This window comes from Methylobacterium sp. J-001 (assembly GCF_022829565.1).
GTDB lineage: Bacteria > Pseudomonadota > Alphaproteobacteria > Rhizobiales > Beijerinckiaceae > Methylobacterium.
The window spans coordinates 16,891-31,680 of the sequence record NZ_JAKSYN010000058.1 but is presented as its reverse complement, the minus strand read 5'-3'; the positions used below and the strand labels follow the sequence as shown (position 1 = coordinate 31,680).

Annotated in this window: 15 protein-coding genes; 7 read left to right on the top strand and 8 right to left on the bottom strand. The window is 70.1% G+C overall.

What is annotated here, in order from left to right; translation table 11 throughout:
• The first annotated feature begins 54 nt into the window (after positions 1 to 54).
• The 4 genes from MKK65_RS06270 (at position 55) to MKK65_RS06255 (ending at position 5,337) form a co-directional block, all read left to right on the top strand.
• On the top strand, positions 55 to 1,569 hold the full coding sequence (locus MKK65_RS06270) for an ammonium transporter (RefSeq protein ID WP_243956381.1): 1,515 nt from the start codon (positions 55 to 57) through the stop codon (positions 1,567 to 1,569).
• A gap of 269 nt (positions 1,570 to 1,838) precedes the next feature.
• Positions 1,839 to 3,791, top strand: coding sequence for a YgiQ family radical SAM protein (locus tag MKK65_RS06265; protein WP_409565371.1), 1,953 nt, complete (start codon positions 1,839 to 1,841; stop codon positions 3,789 to 3,791).
• Positions 3,792 to 4,303: 512 nt separating this feature from the next.
• Positions 4,304 to 4,990 carry a trna delta -isopentenylpyrophosphate transferase gene (locus tag MKK65_RS06260; RefSeq protein ID WP_243956377.1) on the top strand — a complete coding sequence of 229 codons (687 nt, stop codon included), beginning with the start codon at positions 4,304 to 4,306 and terminating at the stop codon, positions 4,988 to 4,990.
• Between the two features lie 35 nt (positions 4,991 to 5,025).
• A complete protein-coding gene (locus MKK65_RS06255; RefSeq protein WP_058194800.1) occupies positions 5,026 to 5,337 on the top strand; it encodes a hypothetical protein in 312 nt (103 codons plus the stop codon).
• Between the two features lie 12 nt (positions 5,338 to 5,349).
• On the opposite strand, the gene MKK65_RS06250 is transcribed toward MKK65_RS06255, so the two are convergent.
• Positions 5,350 to 6,099, bottom strand: coding sequence for a tRNA1(Val) (adenine(37)-N6)-methyltransferase (locus MKK65_RS06250; RefSeq protein ID WP_243956375.1), 750 nt, complete (start codon positions 6,097 to 6,099; stop codon positions 5,350 to 5,352).
• Positions 6,096 to 6,320, bottom strand: a complete 225-nt coding sequence (locus MKK65_RS06245; RefSeq protein ID WP_058194798.1) for a DUF2007 domain-containing protein — start codon at positions 6,318 to 6,320, stop codon at positions 6,096 to 6,098. Before MKK65_RS06245 ends, MKK65_RS06250 begins: the two co-directional genes overlap by 4 nt.
• A 168-nt stretch (positions 6,321 to 6,488) precedes the next feature.
• Here MKK65_RS06245 and MKK65_RS06240 point away from each other — a divergent pair, with 168 nt between their 5' ends.
• Entirely contained in the window at positions 6,489 to 7,502 is a 1,014-nt protein-coding gene (locus MKK65_RS06240; RefSeq protein WP_058194797.1) for a polyprenyl synthetase family protein, read from the top strand.
• 9 nt (positions 7,503 to 7,511) lie between these two features.
• Here MKK65_RS06240 and ftrA read toward each other — a convergent pair whose 3' ends face one another.
• Positions 7,512 to 8,498, bottom strand: a complete 987-nt coding sequence (gene ftrA / locus MKK65_RS06235) for a transcriptional regulator FtrA (RefSeq protein WP_279596558.1) — start codon at positions 8,496 to 8,498, stop codon at positions 7,512 to 7,514.
• 103 nt (positions 8,499 to 8,601) lie between these two features.
• On the opposite strand from ftrA, the gene MKK65_RS06230 reads away from it, so the two are divergent.
• Complete coding sequence (locus tag MKK65_RS06230) at positions 8,602 to 9,216, top strand: glutathione S-transferase family protein (RefSeq protein ID WP_243956367.1); 615 nt, start codon at positions 8,602 to 8,604, stop codon at positions 9,214 to 9,216.
• A 12-nt stretch (positions 9,217 to 9,228) separates the two neighbouring features.
• On the opposite strand, the gene MKK65_RS06225 is transcribed toward MKK65_RS06230, so the two are convergent.
• From MKK65_RS06225 to MKK65_RS06220, 3 genes are read right to left on the bottom strand one after another with little or no spacing between them, the layout of a single operon-like run.
• A complete protein-coding gene (locus tag MKK65_RS06225) occupies positions 9,229 to 9,861 on the bottom strand; it encodes a methyltransferase (RefSeq protein WP_313902025.1) in 633 nt (210 codons plus the stop codon).
• A 42-nt stretch (positions 9,862 to 9,903) separates the two neighbouring features.
• Complete coding sequence (locus tag MKK65_RS31340) at positions 9,904 to 10,104, bottom strand: hypothetical protein (protein WP_313902024.1); 201 nt, start codon at positions 10,102 to 10,104, stop codon at positions 9,904 to 9,906.
• A gap of 43 nt (positions 10,105 to 10,147) precedes the next feature.
• Positions 10,148 to 10,576: a MarR family winged helix-turn-helix transcriptional regulator gene (locus MKK65_RS06220; RefSeq protein ID WP_243956358.1), complete on the bottom strand. Its 429-nt coding sequence runs from the start codon at positions 10,574 to 10,576 to the stop codon at positions 10,148 to 10,150.
• Positions 10,577 to 10,732: 156 nt separating this feature from the next.
• Between MKK65_RS06220 and MKK65_RS06215 the strand changes: the two genes are divergently transcribed.
• Complete coding sequence (locus tag MKK65_RS06215; protein WP_243956356.1) at positions 10,733 to 12,547, top strand: chloride channel protein; 1,815 nt, start codon at positions 10,733 to 10,735, stop codon at positions 12,545 to 12,547.
• A gap of 18 nt (positions 12,548 to 12,565) precedes the next feature.
• On the opposite strand, the gene MKK65_RS06210 is transcribed toward MKK65_RS06215, so the two are convergent.
• Complete coding sequence (locus tag MKK65_RS06210; RefSeq protein WP_243956348.1) at positions 12,566 to 13,441, bottom strand: 4-(cytidine 5'-diphospho)-2-C-methyl-D-erythritol kinase; 876 nt, start codon at positions 13,439 to 13,441, stop codon at positions 12,566 to 12,568.
• A gap of 66 nt (positions 13,442 to 13,507) precedes the next feature.
• The gene (gene glp / locus MKK65_RS06205; RefSeq protein ID WP_243956346.1) at positions 13,508 to 14,746 is read right to left on the bottom strand and encodes a gephyrin-like molybdotransferase Glp; all 1,239 of its coding nucleotides are present in this window, start codon (positions 14,744 to 14,746) and stop codon (positions 13,508 to 13,510) included.
• Positions 14,747 to 14,790 lie beyond the last annotated feature (44 nt).

The window sequence follows — 14,790 nt, the reverse complement described above, 5'->3', positions numbered from 1 at the left end:
CCAGCCTCGACCTTTCCCCAACGCTCAACGAATCGTGACCGGAGCCACCAGTCCATGAAAGTTCGTAATGCCCTCATGCTCGGCTTGGGAGGCGCGGCGCTCGCCGCCCTCCTGATCGAGCCGTCCCTGGCGCAGACTCCGACGACGGAAGCCGTCTCCGCGGCACCGGCGGCGGCTGCGGCCGTGCCCCTGCCCAACAAGGGCGACACCGCCTGGATGCTGATCTCCTCGGCGCTGGTGCTGATGATGAGCGTGCCGGGCCTGGCCCTTTTCTACGGCGGCCTGGTGCGCACCAAGAACATGCTCTCGGTGCTGACCCAGGTCTTCGCGATCGTGTCGATCGTCGGCCTGCTCTGGGTGTTCTACGGCTACAGCCTCGCCTTCACCAACGGCGGCGGCATCAATGACTTCGTCGGCGGCTTCTCGAAGGCCTTCCTCAAGGGCATCGACGCGAATTCGACGGTGGCGACCTTCTCCAACGGCGTCGTGATCCCAGAATACGTCTATCTCTGCTTCCAGATGACGTTCGCCATGATCACGCCCGCGCTGATCGTCGGCGCCTTCGCCGAGCGGATGAAGTTCTCCGCGCTCGTGGTGTTCACGATCCTCTGGGTCACGGTCATCTATTTCCCGATGGCCCACATGGTCTGGTACTGGGGCGGCCCTGACGCGGTCGGCAACGCCGCCAAGGCGCTCGCCGCCGCCACCGACGACGCCTCGAAGGCGACCGCTCAGGCGGCGCTGGACGCGGTCAACAAGGATGCGGGCTTCCTCTTCCAGAAGGGCGCCCTCGACTTCGCCGGCGGCACCGTGGTGCACATCAACGCGGGTATCGCCGGCTTCGTCGGCTGCCTGATCATGGGCAAGCGCATCGGTTACGGCCGCGACCTGCTCGCTCCGCACTCGCTGACCATGACCATGATCGGCGCCTCGCTGCTGTGGGTCGGCTGGTTCGGCTTCAACGCCGGCTCGAACCTCGAGTCCAACGGCACCGCCGCGCTGGCGATGCTGAACACCTTCGTGGCGACCTGCGGCGCCGCGGTGGCGTGGCTGTTCGCCGAGTGGGCGCTCAAGGGCAAGCCGTCGCTGCTCGGCATGCTCTCGGGCGCGGTGGCCGGCCTCGTGGCCGTCACCCCGGCTTCGGGCTTCGCCGGCCCGATGGGCTCGATCGTGCTCGGCCTCGTGGCCGGCGTGGTCTGCTTCGTGATGTGCTCCACCGTGAAGAACGCGCTCGGCTACGACGACTCGCTCGACGTGTTCGGCGTGCACTGCGTCGGCGGCATCCTGGGCGCCCTGGCGACCGGCATCCTGGTCGATCCGAACCTCGGCGGCGTCGGCATCCCCGACTACACCTCGAAGCCGGGCGAGCTGGCGGTTGGCGCCTACGACATGATGGGCCAGCTCCTCATCCAGGCGGAAGCGGTCGGCCTGACCCTGCTGTGGTCGGGCATCGGCTCGGCGATCCTCTACAAGCTCGTCGACCTGACGATCGGCCTGCGAGTGACCCAGGAAGAGGAGCGCGAGGGCCTCGACATCGCCGATCACGGCGAGCGCGCCTACAACTACTGAGAGCGTCCGGCGCGGCCCTGCGGGGCCGCGCTGAAGACATGGAAAACCCCGGCTCCGTATGGGCCGGGGTTTTTTTGTTCCAGGGCTCCCGCCCCTGGGTCAGGGGCGTTGATCCGGTTGCGGCGTCCGGCCCCCTCGCTCTTCGTTGAGCTCGCGGCCGTGGCGGTCTATGCACCCACCCCATGGACCTCCAAACTTCCGCGAGCCGATCCCTGGCGACCCTCGCCTGCAAGGTGCCGCCTCTCAGGAAGGCGGCGCCGTTCCTGCCCATGAGTCGCGCCGAGATGGACACGCTCGGGTGGGACGCATGCGACGTCGTCCTGGTGACGGGCGACGCCTATGTCGATCATCCGAGCTTCGGCATGGCCATCATCGGCCGATTGCTCGAAGCGCAGGGATTCCGGGTCGGCATCATCGCGCAGCCCGACTGGCAATCGGCGGAGCCGTTCAAGGCGCTGGGCAAGCCGACGCTGTTCTTCGGCGTCACCGGCGGCAATCTCGATTCGATGGTGAACCGCTACACGGCCGACCGTCGCCTCCGGCACGACGACGCCTACACGGCAGGTGGAGAAGGCGGCCGGCGCCCGGACCGCTCGACCATCGTCTACACGCAGCGCTGCCGCGAGGCCTTCAAGGACGTGCCGATCATCCTCGGCGGCATCGAGGCGTCCCTGCGCCGCATCGCCCACTACGATTACTGGTCCGACAAGGTGCGCCGCTCGATCCTGGCGGACGCGAAGGCCGATCTGCTCATCTACGGCAATGCCGAGCGCGCCGTCGTCGAGGTGGCGAACCGCCTCGCGGCCGGCGAGGCCCCGCACGACCTCGACGCCGTGCGGGGCGTCGCCCTGTTCCGCCGCGTGCCCGAGCATTACACCGAGCTGCCCGCCGACGATCTCGATTCGACCGATGAGGCCGCCGCCCGTCGCCCCGGCGAGACCGTGATCCGGCTCCCCGCCTACGAGCAGGTCAAGGACGACAAGGAGGCCTATGCCCGCGCCTCGCGGGTGCTGCACCGGGAGGCCAACCCCGGCAACGCCCGCCCCCTCGTCCAGCGCCACGGCGACCGCGACCTGTGGCTGAACCCGCCGCCGATCCCGCTCTCCAGCGCGGAGATGGATGCGGTCTACGACCTGCCCTACGCCCGCGCGCCCCATCCCGCCTACGGCGACGCGAAGATCCCCGCCTGGGACATGATCAAGTTCTCGGTGACGATCATGCGTGGCTGCTTCGGCGGCTGCACCTTCTGCTCCATCACCGAGCACGAGGGCCGCGTCATCCAGAACCGCTCGGAAGATTCGATCCTGCGCGAGATCGAACTGATTCGCGACAAGACGCCGGGCTTCACGGGCGTGATCTCGGATGTCGGCGGGCCGACGGCGAACATGTACCGGATGGCGTGCAAGGATCCGAAGATCGAGGCGGCGTGCCGCCTGCCGTCCTGCGTCTTTCCGGACATCTGCCCGAACCTGAACACCTCGCACGACGACCTGATCCGGCTCTATCGCAAGGTCCGCGAGGTGGAGGGCGTCAAGAAGGTGATGGTCGCCTCCGGCGTGCGCTACGACCTCGCGGTCCGGAGCCCCGAATACGTCAAGGAACTCGTGACCCATCACGTCGGTGGCCGTCTCAAGATCGCGCCCGAGCACACCGAGCGCGGTCCCCTCGACCTGATGATGAAGCCGGGCATCGGCACGTATGACCGCTTCAAGGAGATGTTCGACGCCGCCGCCAAGCAGGCCGGCAAGAAATACTACTTGATCCCGTATTTCATCGCGGCGCATCCGGGCACGACCGACGAGGACATGATGAACCTCGCCGTCTGGCTCAAGAAGAACGACTATCGCGCCGATCAGGTCCAGACGTTCCTGCCCTCGCCCATGGCGACCGCCACGACCATGTATCACACCGAGATCAATCCGTTGCAGGGTGTGCGGCGCGGCGGCAGCGAACCGGTCGACGCGATCAAGGGGATGCGGCAGCGCCGGCTCCACAAGGCGTTCCTGCGCTACCACGACCCCGAGAACTGGCCTCTGTTGCGCGAGGCGCTGCGGGCGATGGGCCGCGCGGACCTCATCGGGCCCAGGCCGGACCAACTCATTCCGCTCTCGCAGCCTCCGGGAACGGGCGCCGGTGCGGGCAAGGCAGGCGGCCAGTCGCGCCCCATGCGCCATCCGGGCGCGCCGCGTTTCACCACGAAGGGCGTGCCGCTGAGGAAGTGACGGTCTGGCGCGCTCGGCCGCCAGATCTTCCAGGGGCGGCTTTCGGGGCTCAATGCTCCGCCGCGGGTAAGCCGAAAGCCAGCCGTCGCGGACGTCCCGACGGGGACCCAGCGCCAGATCTCGACCCCTGGGACGCGCGCGGCTGATGGAAGGCCTCCTTCGAGGTCCGGTGATCATCGATCGCCGGGCCCCTCAGCATGCGGGGTTGGGTTGAAACGGTGCCGATCGGGCCCGGACGAGACGCCGTCCTGAGCCGGGCAACCAAGATCCGAACGACCGCGCCATCACCGCTCCCCGCCACGAACCCACACCCGCAAACGCGCCCGCGCCAAGCGCCCGCGACACCCCCGCGCGCACTGACGCAGCCCCCTCCAATCGGCGCGGACAAAGCTCTCGCACCCTTGCGCACGCCTCGGTGATCCCGCATATACGGTGAAACAAAACGGGAACAAAGAGCGTCGCCTTAGAAAGCTGTGGATGACGCAGCCGTCTCTCACCGGAACGAGCCCCGCATGCGAACCGCCGACAAGCAGATCGCCGACATCCTGGTGCGCTACGGGGAGCCCTTCGGGGGCAACGTCTGGCGCGTGCAGGGCACGGCCGTGATCTACCACAAAACCCTGGAGCGCATCGCCGCGCAGGCCGGGATCGTGTTCGAGCCGCCGACCATCATCCGGGCCGAGCGCGACGAGGCGGTGCTGCTGGTCACCGGGCGCCTCCCCGGAGCCAAGGCCGGCGCGAAACAGGCCGCCGACCGGATCGAGTGGTCGATGGGCGAGGCGCTGGTCAACGTGAACTACCGCGTCTCGGGCAAGCAGGCGGCCTACGTCTACGCCATGGCCGAGAAGCGCGGGAAGGACCGCGTCATCCTCAAGCTGATCGAATTGCACGGCCTGGTCTACTCGGAGGAGGAGGCCGACGAGTTCCGCGCGCAGCTGCCCACGGTCCGGGCGGTGGACGAGGATTTCGAGGAGGCCCAGCCCTTCGACGAGGTCACCGAGGCCGAGGGCGACCTCAAGCGGCGGATCGACGAGGCCGCGACCATCAACGACGTCACCGACCTGATGCTCGACGGCGCCACCCAGGCGATCCTGGCGGCGATGCCGCCCGGCACCCGCGACGAGGTCCGCGACTACGCCAAGGCACGCCTGGTGGCGCTCGGCTGGCCGAAGCGCGCCGGTCGCCGCAGCGCCGCCTGATCCCGACACCATCCCCCCAACCGCAGGAGACCGCCATGCATCGCGCGACGAGCCGCCGTAGCCTGAAAACCCGCCGGGACCATCACCGGGGCTGGAGCATCGAGACCCTGTCGTACAGCCCGACCCGGATCGTGCGCCTCGGCGACGAGAAGGTCGCGATCCTGTTCCCACCGGTGGAACCGGGGGCCGCGTGGCAGCTCTACCCGCATCCCGACACGTTCCCGGGGCTCAACTTCGACGGGCTGCCCGAGCCGCTGCGCCCGGAATTTCTCGGGTTTTCGGACCTGCCCGCCGTGGAGCGGTTTCTGGGGATCGACGATGCGGCGCTGACCGCCTTGGCAGCCTGACGCGCCCGCCTCTCAGTCCGGCGGCCAGGGGGCGCCCCGGTGGAGCGCCTCTGCCTCCGGGGTGAACATGTTGGGATCCGAGCCGTGCAGCACCAGCGGCGGCAGCAGGCCCAGGGCCGCCCGGCTGCCCCGGGTCGCGGCGATCAGGACGCGGATCGCCGGGGTCTCGGCTTTGGCCTGAACCGGGCGGATCGCAATGCCGCCGCAGCGGCCCTTCAGGGCGTCGAGACAGGCCGGCAGGGCGTCCGCCCGGTGGATCAGTCCGAGCCGTCCCCCCGGCCGCAGGATCGCCGTGCAGGTGCGGATCCAGAGGTCCAGGCCGCCTTCGGGAAAATCGTGCGCCGTCGCCTTCCCGGGATGCGGGGAGGGGCGGTGGCGGCCCGGGGTGAAGAACGGCGGATTGGTCAGGACCAGATCGAAACTGTCCGGCACCAGCCCGGCGGCGCGACGCTCAGCCGCGGAAGCGAGCACGTCGGCCTCGATCACCGCCGCCGCGATGCCGTTGCGGGTGGCGTTGGCCCGGGCCAGCGCGATCAACGCCGGATCGCGCTCGACCAGGGTCAGGCATGTGCCGGGGTGGAGCACCGCGCAGGCCAAGCCGACAGCGCCGGTGCCGGCGCCGATGTCGCAGAGCCGGTCCCCCGGCGCCGGCGCGAACAGCCGCGCGAGCAGCACGGCGTCGGTCCCGGCCCGGTGCGCGCCCCGGGGCGGCTGATGCAGGTGCAGGATCCCGCCCAGGAAGGCATCCGGCCCGTCCGTCACGGGTCGCGCAACTCGTGGGCGAGCCCGGCATCCTTCAGCAACCGGCGGGCCTGGGCTGCCCAATCCCCCGGCACCATCAGCCGCTGGCCGAACGCCCCGATCGAGCCTTCCATCACGCTCATATGCGTGTCGGCCACCAGGACCGGAATCTCGGCCGCCTCGAGCACCGAGCGGGCGAAGCCGATCAGGACCGGATCATTCGCGGAAATCAGCACGATCATCGCAATTCTTCGGCGGAATGCCGGTCGTCCGGCGCATTCGTCGCGTTCGCTGCGCATTCCCGGCGCACCATATCTCCCACGCGTCGATGTTGCGGCGCCGCGAGGCGCGTGCGAAGGGATCGCCCGCTCCCTGCGGGGGAACCGGACTGGAGGTCGCGGATCTTGGGTATGGCCCTCTCCATCGAGAATCCGAAGCCCGAGGTCGAGGCGGGGCTGAACGACCTCGTCGCGCTGGTGGCGGACGACATGGCGCGGGTCAACACCACGATCCTGTCGCGCACCGGCTCCGACGTGGCGATGATCCCGGAGGTGGCCAACCACCTGATCGCGTCCGGCGGCAAGCGGCTTCGCCCGATCCTGACGCTCGCCTGCGCCAAGCTCTGCGGCTATGCCGGCGACGGCGATGTGAAGCTCGCCGCCAGCGTCGAGTTCATGCACACCGCGACCCTGCTGCACGACGACGTGGTGGACGAGAGCGACATGCGCCGCGGCCGCGTCGCTGCCCGGATCAAATGGGGCAACGAGGCCTCGGTGCTGGTCGGCGACTTCCTGCTTGGCCAGGCCTTCCGGATGATGGTCGAGGTCGGCTCCCTGCGGGCGCTCGACATCCTGTCGGCCGCCGCCACGGTGATCGCCGAGGGCGAGGTGATGCAGCTCACCAACGCCAAGAACCTGGAGACCGACGAGGCCGCGTATCTCGCGGTGATCCGCGGCAAGACCGCCGAACTGTTCGCCGCCGCCTGCGAGGTCGGGCCGGTGCTCGCCGGCCGGCCCGAGGCCGAGCAGGTCGCCGCCCGCGCCTACGGGATGAATCTCGGCATCGCCTTTCAGCTGATCGATGACGTGCTCGATTACGGGGGCACCTCGGCCGAGCTCGGCAAGAATGTCGGCGATGATTTTCGCGAGGGCAAGATCACCCTGCCGATCGTGCTGGCCCACCGCCGGGCGAGCGAGGGCGAGCGCGGCTTCTGGCGGCGGACCCTGCAGCAGGGCGAGATCGGCGAGGACGACCTCGGCACCGCCCTCGATCTGCTCCAGCGCCACGGCGCCCTGGAGGAGACGGTGGCCCGCGCCCACCATTACGGGGCCCAGGCCCGCGCCGCGCTCGACATCTTCCCGGATGGTCCGGTCAAGGCCGCGCTTAATGGCGCGGTGGAATTCTGCGTCGCTCGGGCACGCTGAGCTACGCCCTCAGGCAGCCTCTCGTAGCGGCCCAGCGGGGTTGGTGGTGAAGCTACGCCGGTAGGCTGTCGGCGTCACGCCGACGTGCTCGCGGAAATGGCTGCGCAGGACCGGCGCCGATCCGAACCCGACCAGCCGGGCGATCTCGTCCACCGAGTGGGTCGTCTCCTCGAGCATCGTCCGCGCCTCGGCCAGCCGCTCGGCGATGAGCCAAGTCCCGGGTGCATGGCCGGTGGCAGCCCGGACATGGCGGTGGAGGCTCCGCAGGCTGAGGCCCGCCTCGGACGCCATGCGCTCGACCGTCCAGATCTCGCCGAGGCTTTCGCGGACGCGATCGAACAGCAGCCCGAGCTTGGTGCCGGCCCGCTTCTGCACCGGCCGCTGGACGAACTGTGCCTGGCCGCCGTCGCGATGGGCATGAACCACCATGCGGCGGGCAACCCGGTTGGCGATCTGTGCGCCGAAATCCGTCCGCACCACGTGAAGGCAGAGATCGAGTCCGGCCGCGCTCCCGGCCGATGTCAGGATCGAGCCGGCGTCGACATACAGCACGTCGGCCGCGACCTCCACGCCCGGGTAAGCCGCGAGCCGGTCGGTAAAATGCCAGTGGGTCGTCGCCCGGCGGCCTGTGAGAAGTCCAGCTTCTGCCAGCACGAAGGCCCCGGCGCAGATCGACACGAGGCGCGTTCCGCGCGCATGCGCGCGCCGCAACGCGTCGAGCAATCCGGGCGGGATCGCTCCCGAGGGCCCGCGCCAGCCCGGGATGACGATCGTTTCGGCCGTATCGAGCAGTTCGAGGCCGCCATCGGCCTGGACCACGACCCCGCCGGTGCCGCGCAAAGGCCCCGGTTCGACCGCCGCGATGGCGCAGCGGTACCAGCGGTCCCCGAATTCCGGCCGGGGCAGGGCGAAGACCTCGACGGCGCAGCCGTACTCGAAGGTGCAGAGCCCGTCATAGGCCAGGATGATCACAGTGCGTCGGGACGATTTTGGCATGATCGCGTCGGTAATGGCCGATCGTGCCACTGGCAACGGTCACGCTGGCTGGGGACAATCCGCGTGTCCGCACAGAGGGATGCGGCCCATATGAGGATGCGCCATGCGCCTGATCGGTATGCTCGATTCGCCCTATGTCCGCCGCGTCGCGATCACGCTGCGGATGGCCGGTATCCCGTTCACGCACGAGCCTCTGTCGGTCCTGCGGGAAGTCGAGGCGTTCCGCGCGGTCAACCCCGTGGTCAAGGCGCCGACGCTCATCACCGATGCGGGGATCACGCTGATGGACTCGACGCTGATCCTGGCCCACCTGGCTGAATTGCATCCCGGGCTGGCGCGCTTGATGCCCACGGCGCCCGAGGCGCATGCCAAGGCCTGCCGCATCCTCGGCCTCGCGCTGGCCGCCGCGGACAAGACGGTACAGCTTGTCTATGAGCGCAACCTGCGTCCCGAGGAGAAGCGGCACGCGCCTTGGCTCGATCGGATCGAGGGTCAGCTCGCGGCCGCCTATGCGGAACTGGAGCGGGAGGTCGGTACGCAGGGGCCTTGGCTGTTCGGCTCGGCGCCGCTCCAGCCGGACATCACCGCCGCCGTGGTCTGCCGGTTCACCCACAGCATCCGGAATGAGGCAGTCTCAGAAGTCGAGCATCCGAACCTCGCCGCCCTCTGCGCCCGCGCCGAGGCGCTGCCGGCGTTCCAGGCCTGTCCGTTCCGGTAGCTGCGGCCTTCTTTACGGATCTCGCGTGGACAGCCACCAATCGCCGCCATCGTACCAGCAACTGGCATCGGGTTCCTCGCCGAAGCGGATCGTACGGACACCCGTGATTGATCCGTGCGCGAAAGCCTTGGCCAAGCTGCCACTCGCGTCCTCCGGCAGGCCTTGAAGGGGAATGAACACCGCCGGTGAGACGAACCGGGCCGGCCACGCGGTGGCGTTGGCGATCCGCCGGATCAGCAGCATTCCGCCCCGGCTCATCATGGGCTGGAGCGGAAATAACAGCCGTCCCTCCGGCCGCAGGGCGTCGAGCCAGGCTCGGGCCGGACGCGGCGCCCCGGCATTGACGTAGATTGCGTCGGCGGAGGGCAGCACGTCCGCCGCGCCGGAGCGCGCCACGATGTGAGCCCAGGGCCAGGGAGTGAGGTTACACGCCGATCGCGCCGCGAGGCCGGGATCGATCTCGAAGCCGAGGACGCGGCCCCCCAGCCCCACCAGATGGGCGAGCAGGGCCGTGTAGTATCCGCTGCCGGTGCCGACCTGGATCACTGTCTCCCCGGGCAGGGGCGCTAGCGCGTCGAGGCAGAGGGCGTGCAGGCTTGGCTGGCCGATATTGATGGCGCGCGCCGCGTCGAGGGCAATGAGCACGTCCTGATAGAGGAAGGCCGGGTCGTCGTCGGGTGTCGTGACTTAGAGCGGACCTCGCTCCCGCGACCGCCAGACATTGGCAGCCAGGATCGACCACGAGCCGGGGCCGGCAAAAGGCTCCCGCGGCACTGCCGCGAAGGCCACTGCGATCCGCGGGTCGGCCGCGTTCGGGGTGGCCACGAGGTCCGCGTAGAAGCTGCGGAGCTTGGCGCTCTGCGCGATCGAACCGTCTTGATTCGCCATCCCGTCACCCCGCAGTAAAACAGAGCAGTCGCCTGGATGCGCGTCAAGAAGCCGTAGGGCCGAGGGCGCCTACCAGCGCTGGTGCGAGCCCGCGCAGTTCCTTCAGGTGGGCCGCGGTGAGGGTCCGCAGCACGGCTTCGGCCCGGGGCGTGAGCGCGAGTTCGCTGCGCCGGCGATCCTGTGCGGACCGTACCTTGGTCAGGAGACCGCCCTCGACCATCCGGGCGACCAGCTCGGCGGCGCTGTGCGGCGCGATCAAAAGTTGCTCGGCCAGCAAGCCCACCGTCGGCGGCATACGGCCCGCATGGCCGGCCAACGCCAGAAGCGCTTGGTGCTGTTGGGTCGGAATGCCGGCCCGGGCCGCAGCCGCCTCGCTGAAGGCCAGGAAGCGCCGCAGCCGGTAACGGAATTCTGCCAGTGCCGCATATTGCTCTGCCGAAAGCGCTTCGGCCTCGGGCTCTTGAGCCTTCACCCTGGTCTCCTCGACGTCGATCGAAGGGCATTCGGCATTCCCTGTCCAATCCATAGGGTCTCGGAAGCCGCGTCGCACCTGCCATTCTCGATGATCATCCGACCATTGAATGTATCGTGTTGCGATATAATTGACGGGGGCAGATTGGAGTATCGGATGGACGGCGGATCAGAAATCGAGCGCAGCGGCGACATGCCGTTGCGGAGAGCGCTCGGCGATTTCAGTGCGGACCGACGCGTGCTGACATTGGCCGGGCTGGCGGTGATCACAGGGACAGCGGCCTCCGGCACCGCTTGGATCCTGCTGTCGCTGATCGGTCTCGTGACCAATGCCGTCTGGTACGGCCGCTTCGACACCGCCCTGACATCCCTGGCCGGCGCCACGCCCGGGCCGTGGATGATCGCGATCCCGGTGATCGGCGCGCTGATCGTCGGCGTGATGGCTCGCTATGGCTCGGAGAAGATCCGCGGCCACGGCATCCCGGAGGCCATGGAGGCGATCCTGATCGGTGGCAGCCGGATGTCGCCCAAGGTGGCCGTGCTCAAGCCGCTCTCGTCGGCGGTGGCGATCGGTACCGGCGGCCCGTTCGGCGCCGAGGGACCGATCATCGTCACGGGCGGCGCGGTGGGATCCCTGTTCGCGCAGTTCTTCCATCTCAGCTCGGCCGAGCGGAAGACCCTGCTGGTGGCGGGCGCTGCCGCCGGCATGACGGCGATCTTCGGGACGCCGGTGGCGGCCGTGCTGCTCGCCGTCGAGGTGCTGCTGTTCGAGTGGCGACCGCGCAGCCTCGTGCCGGTGACGGTTGGGGCGGTGACGGCGGCGTGCTGGCGCCCGGCGCTGTTCGAGGCGGGGCCACTGTTCCCCTTCACCGACAATCCTGCCCTGCCGTGGTGGGGGCTTCCCGCCTGCGTCCTGCTCGGCATCGCCTGCGGGCTGATCTCGGGCGCGCTGACCCGCGCGCTCTACGCGCTGGAGGACGGGTTCGGCCGGCTGCCGATCCACTGGATGTGGTGGCCCGCCATCGGCGCCCTCGTGGTCGGCCTCGGCGGCCTGATCGAGCCCCGGGCGCTCGGCGTCGGCTACGATGTGATCCGTGACCTCCTCGCCGGGCATCTGCTGGCCGGCGCCGTTCTGACGATTCTCGTCGTGAAGGCGGTGATCTGGCTCGCGGCTCTGTCCTCGGGCACCTCCGGGGGCGTGCTCGCGCCGCTGCTGATCCTCGGTGGGGCGATCGGCTGGCTGATCGGCCTCGTTCTCCCGGGCGCGCACGGCTTCTGGGCCCTGCTCGGCATGGCGGCGATGCTCGGCGGCACCTTACCGGCACCGCTCACCGGGGTGGTGTTTGCCGTCGAGGTGACCGGCGACGTCGCCGCCCTGGCGCCGCTGCTCGCCGCCACCATGGCGGCCTATGCGGTGACCGTGCTGCTGCTCAAGCGCTCGATCCTCACGGAGAAGATCGCTCGGCGCGGCCAGCACGTGACCCGGGAATACGGCATCGACCCCTACGACCTCGCCCGGGTCGAGGCGGTGATGAGCCGCGACGTCGTCACCCTCAGCGGTGATCTTCCACTCGCCGAGGCGCTGGCGGCGATCACCACCGGTGATCATCACGCTTATCCCGTTCTCGACAGCGCCGGCCGGCCGGTGGGGCTCGTCACCCGCGACGATGCGCTCCGCTGGACCGTGGAGACGGGAGAGGGCGATGCGGCCGTTGGCACGCTGGCGGAGCGCGTGTCGGATACCAGCCTGGCGGTGGTTCACCCGGGCGACGTGATCTCGCACGCCCTCGACGTGATGCTTTCGGCCGGGCAGGGCCGCCTGCCGGTGACCGATCCGGGAACCGGCGTGCTGGTCGGCCTCCTGACCCGCAAGGACCTGCTGCAGGTGCGCGCCACGACGGTTCGGGCCGAGGCCGAGCGCCGGGCCTATTTCCGCCGCGGCCGGGCGCCGGCGGGTGCGATCGGGGGCTGACGGGATCCGTCCCTCCGGTCAGCGCAGGAAGGTCGGCGCCACCCACCAGCCCGGATGGGCGGCCCGCAGGGCGGCGGCGGCCCTCACCGCCGCGCGCCGGTCGGTGAACAGGGCGAAGACCGTCGCCCCCGAGCCCGACATCCGCGCGAGGCGGCATCCGGCCTGGTCCCGCAGCGCTGCCAGGGCCTCGCCGATCACTGGGGCGACCGTGAGAGCCGGCGCCTCCAGGTCGTTCCGCGCCGGGGCGAGGGCCGCCACGAGGGCATCCGCGCCGAGACGCTCGGCGACTATGGGATGGGCCGCGCCGTCGAGACGCTGCCCGACCGTCAGGCCCAAGGCCTTGAACACCGGCGCGGTCGGTACCGGAACGCCGGGATTGATCAGCACTGCCGGCAGCGGCGCGAGGCCGAGGACGGGGCCGATCTCTTCCCCGGCGCCGCGCATCATCCGCGCCCGCGGATCGAGGCAGACCGGCACGTCGGCTCCGGTCTCGCGGGCGGCGGCAATCATGGCCGGATGATCGAGCGGCAGGCCGTTGAGGCACGCGAGCAGACGCAGGCCGGCCGCGGCATCGGACGAGCCTCCGCCAATGCCGGCCGCCACCGGCAGGCGTTTGACCAGATGGAAGGCCCCCATCCGCAGCGACGGCACCCGCGCCGCCAGCCCGCGGGCGGCGCGCAGGACGAGATTGTCCGCGTTCGGCCCAGCCGGACCGGCGGTCGGGCCGCTGACAGTCAGGCCGAGCGGTGCGCCGGGGTCCAGCGTCAGCCGATCGGCGGTGCCCGCGAAAGCCACCAGGCTCTCCAGCTCATGATAGCCGTCGCCGGCACGCCGCCCGAGGACGTGGAGCGTGAGGTTGACTTTGGCGGGCGCGCGGTCGGCAAGCAGGGGCACGATATCTCGAACGGGTCGGCGTGATCGGGCCTGACGCTCTACAGAGTCATGGGCGGGAGCAACAGGTCAGCCCAGATCTCCATGTGACCGATAGGGCAGGGCATCGCCGATCCGGATCGCAGTGAGATCCTCGGCCAGTTCCACCAGCCCATCGCTGATCGACAGGCCGGACAGGGCGCCGCCGGGTGCGGGCAGAGCCTCGGGCATGCCGTCGGCGCCGACACGCAGGCAGACGCGCAAATATTCCCGCCGGCCGGGGCGCTTCTCCCGGGCGAAACCGCTGCGTACCGTCAGGGTCGGCGCATCGTCCCGCGCGCCCGAGAGATGGAGCACCAGGGGGCGGAGCACGGCCAGGGCGGTGACGTAGGCGGCGGCCGGGTTGCCCGGGAGGCCGGCGAAGGGGGTTCCCGCCACCTGGCCCAGGGCCACCGGCCGGCCGGGCTTCATCGCCAGCCGCCAGAAGGTCAGCGCGCCCGACGCCTCCACGGCGTTGCGCACGTGATCCTCCTCGCCCACCGAAACGCCTCCGGAGGTGAGGATCAGATCGTGTGTGGCGGCCGCCGCTTCGAGGCGCTGGCGCAGGGGGCCGGGCGCGTCGCGCAGGATGCCGAGGTCGACGGGGTCGGCTCCGAGCCTCTTCAGCAGGGCGGCGAGCATCGGCCGGTTGGCGTCGTAAATGCCGGCTGGCAGCAGCGGTTGGCCGGGCGGCGTCAGTTCGTCGCCCGTGGAGAACAGAGCGACTTTGAGCGGTACCCGCAGGGGCAAGGCGGGCAGGCCGAATGCGGTGGCGAGCGCAAGGTGGCGCGGCCCCAGCCGGGTACCGGCCAGGATCGCGCGGCTGCCCTGCGCGACATCCTCCCCGGCCCGGCGGCGGTTGGCGCCCGTGGCGAGGCCGGTGGGCATGATCACCGCCTCGCCATCGATCCGGACATCCTCCTGCATCGCCACCGTGTCGGTGCCCGGCGGTATCGGCGCCCCCGTGAAGATCCGCACCGCGAAGCCCGGCCCGGGATCGGCGGGCGCGTGACCGGCCGGAACGCGGCCGCTCAGCGGCAGGCGTGTCTCGCCCCCGGGCGCAAGGTCGCCGGCCCGCACGGCATAGCCGTCGACCGCCGCATTATCGAACGGGGGCAGGTCGATCGGGGCGATCAGATCCTCCGCCAGGACACGTCCGTCCGCGCGATCGATCGAAACCGTTTCGATCCCCGACAGGACAGGCAGCCGCGCGCGCAGCAGCGCCACCGCGTCGGCGACCCGCATCGGTGCGGGTGCTACGTCAAAGCAGTCGCGGCTCAGGCGTCCCATCGTGACGCGCTGGCAGTCTTGGACAAGGAGCGGGTCGGCACGGG

What these genes read in the sequence shown, in the direction of transcription:
- MKK65_RS06240 (WP_058194797.1), top strand. Translation starts at nt 6,489, where the DNA reads ATGGCCCTCTCCATCGAGAATCCGAAGCCCGAGGTCGAGGCGGGGCTG.
- glp (WP_243956346.1), bottom strand. Translation starts at nt 14,746, where the DNA reads ATGGGACGCCTGAGCCGCGACTGCTTTGACGTAGCACCCGCACCGATG.
- MKK65_RS06255 (WP_058194800.1), top strand. Translation starts at nt 5,026, where the DNA reads ATGCATCGCGCGACGAGCCGCCGTAGCCTGAAAACCCGCCGGGACCAT.
- MKK65_RS31340 (WP_313902024.1), bottom strand. Translation starts at nt 10,104, where the DNA reads ATGGCGAATCAAGACGGTTCGATCGCGCAGAGCGCCAAGCTCCGCAGC.
- ftrA (WP_279596558.1), bottom strand. Translation starts at nt 8,498, where the DNA reads ATGCCAAAATCGTCCCGACGCACTGTGATCATCCTGGCCTATGACGGG.
- MKK65_RS06245 (WP_058194798.1), bottom strand. Translation starts at nt 6,320, where the DNA reads ATGATCGTGCTGATTTCCGCGAATGATCCGGTCCTGATCGGCTTCGCC.
- MKK65_RS06260 (WP_243956377.1), top strand. Translation starts at nt 4,304, where the DNA reads ATGCGAACCGCCGACAAGCAGATCGCCGACATCCTGGTGCGCTACGGG.
- MKK65_RS06215 (WP_243956356.1), top strand. Translation starts at nt 10,733, where the DNA reads ATGGACGGCGGATCAGAAATCGAGCGCAGCGGCGACATGCCGTTGCGG.
- MKK65_RS06230 (WP_243956367.1), top strand. Translation starts at nt 8,602, where the DNA reads ATGCGCCTGATCGGTATGCTCGATTCGCCCTATGTCCGCCGCGTCGCG.
- MKK65_RS06265 (WP_409565371.1), top strand. Translation starts at nt 1,839, where the DNA reads ATGAGTCGCGCCGAGATGGACACGCTCGGGTGGGACGCATGCGACGTC.
- MKK65_RS06270 (WP_243956381.1), top strand. Translation starts at nt 55, where the DNA reads ATGAAAGTTCGTAATGCCCTCATGCTCGGCTTGGGAGGCGCGGCGCTC.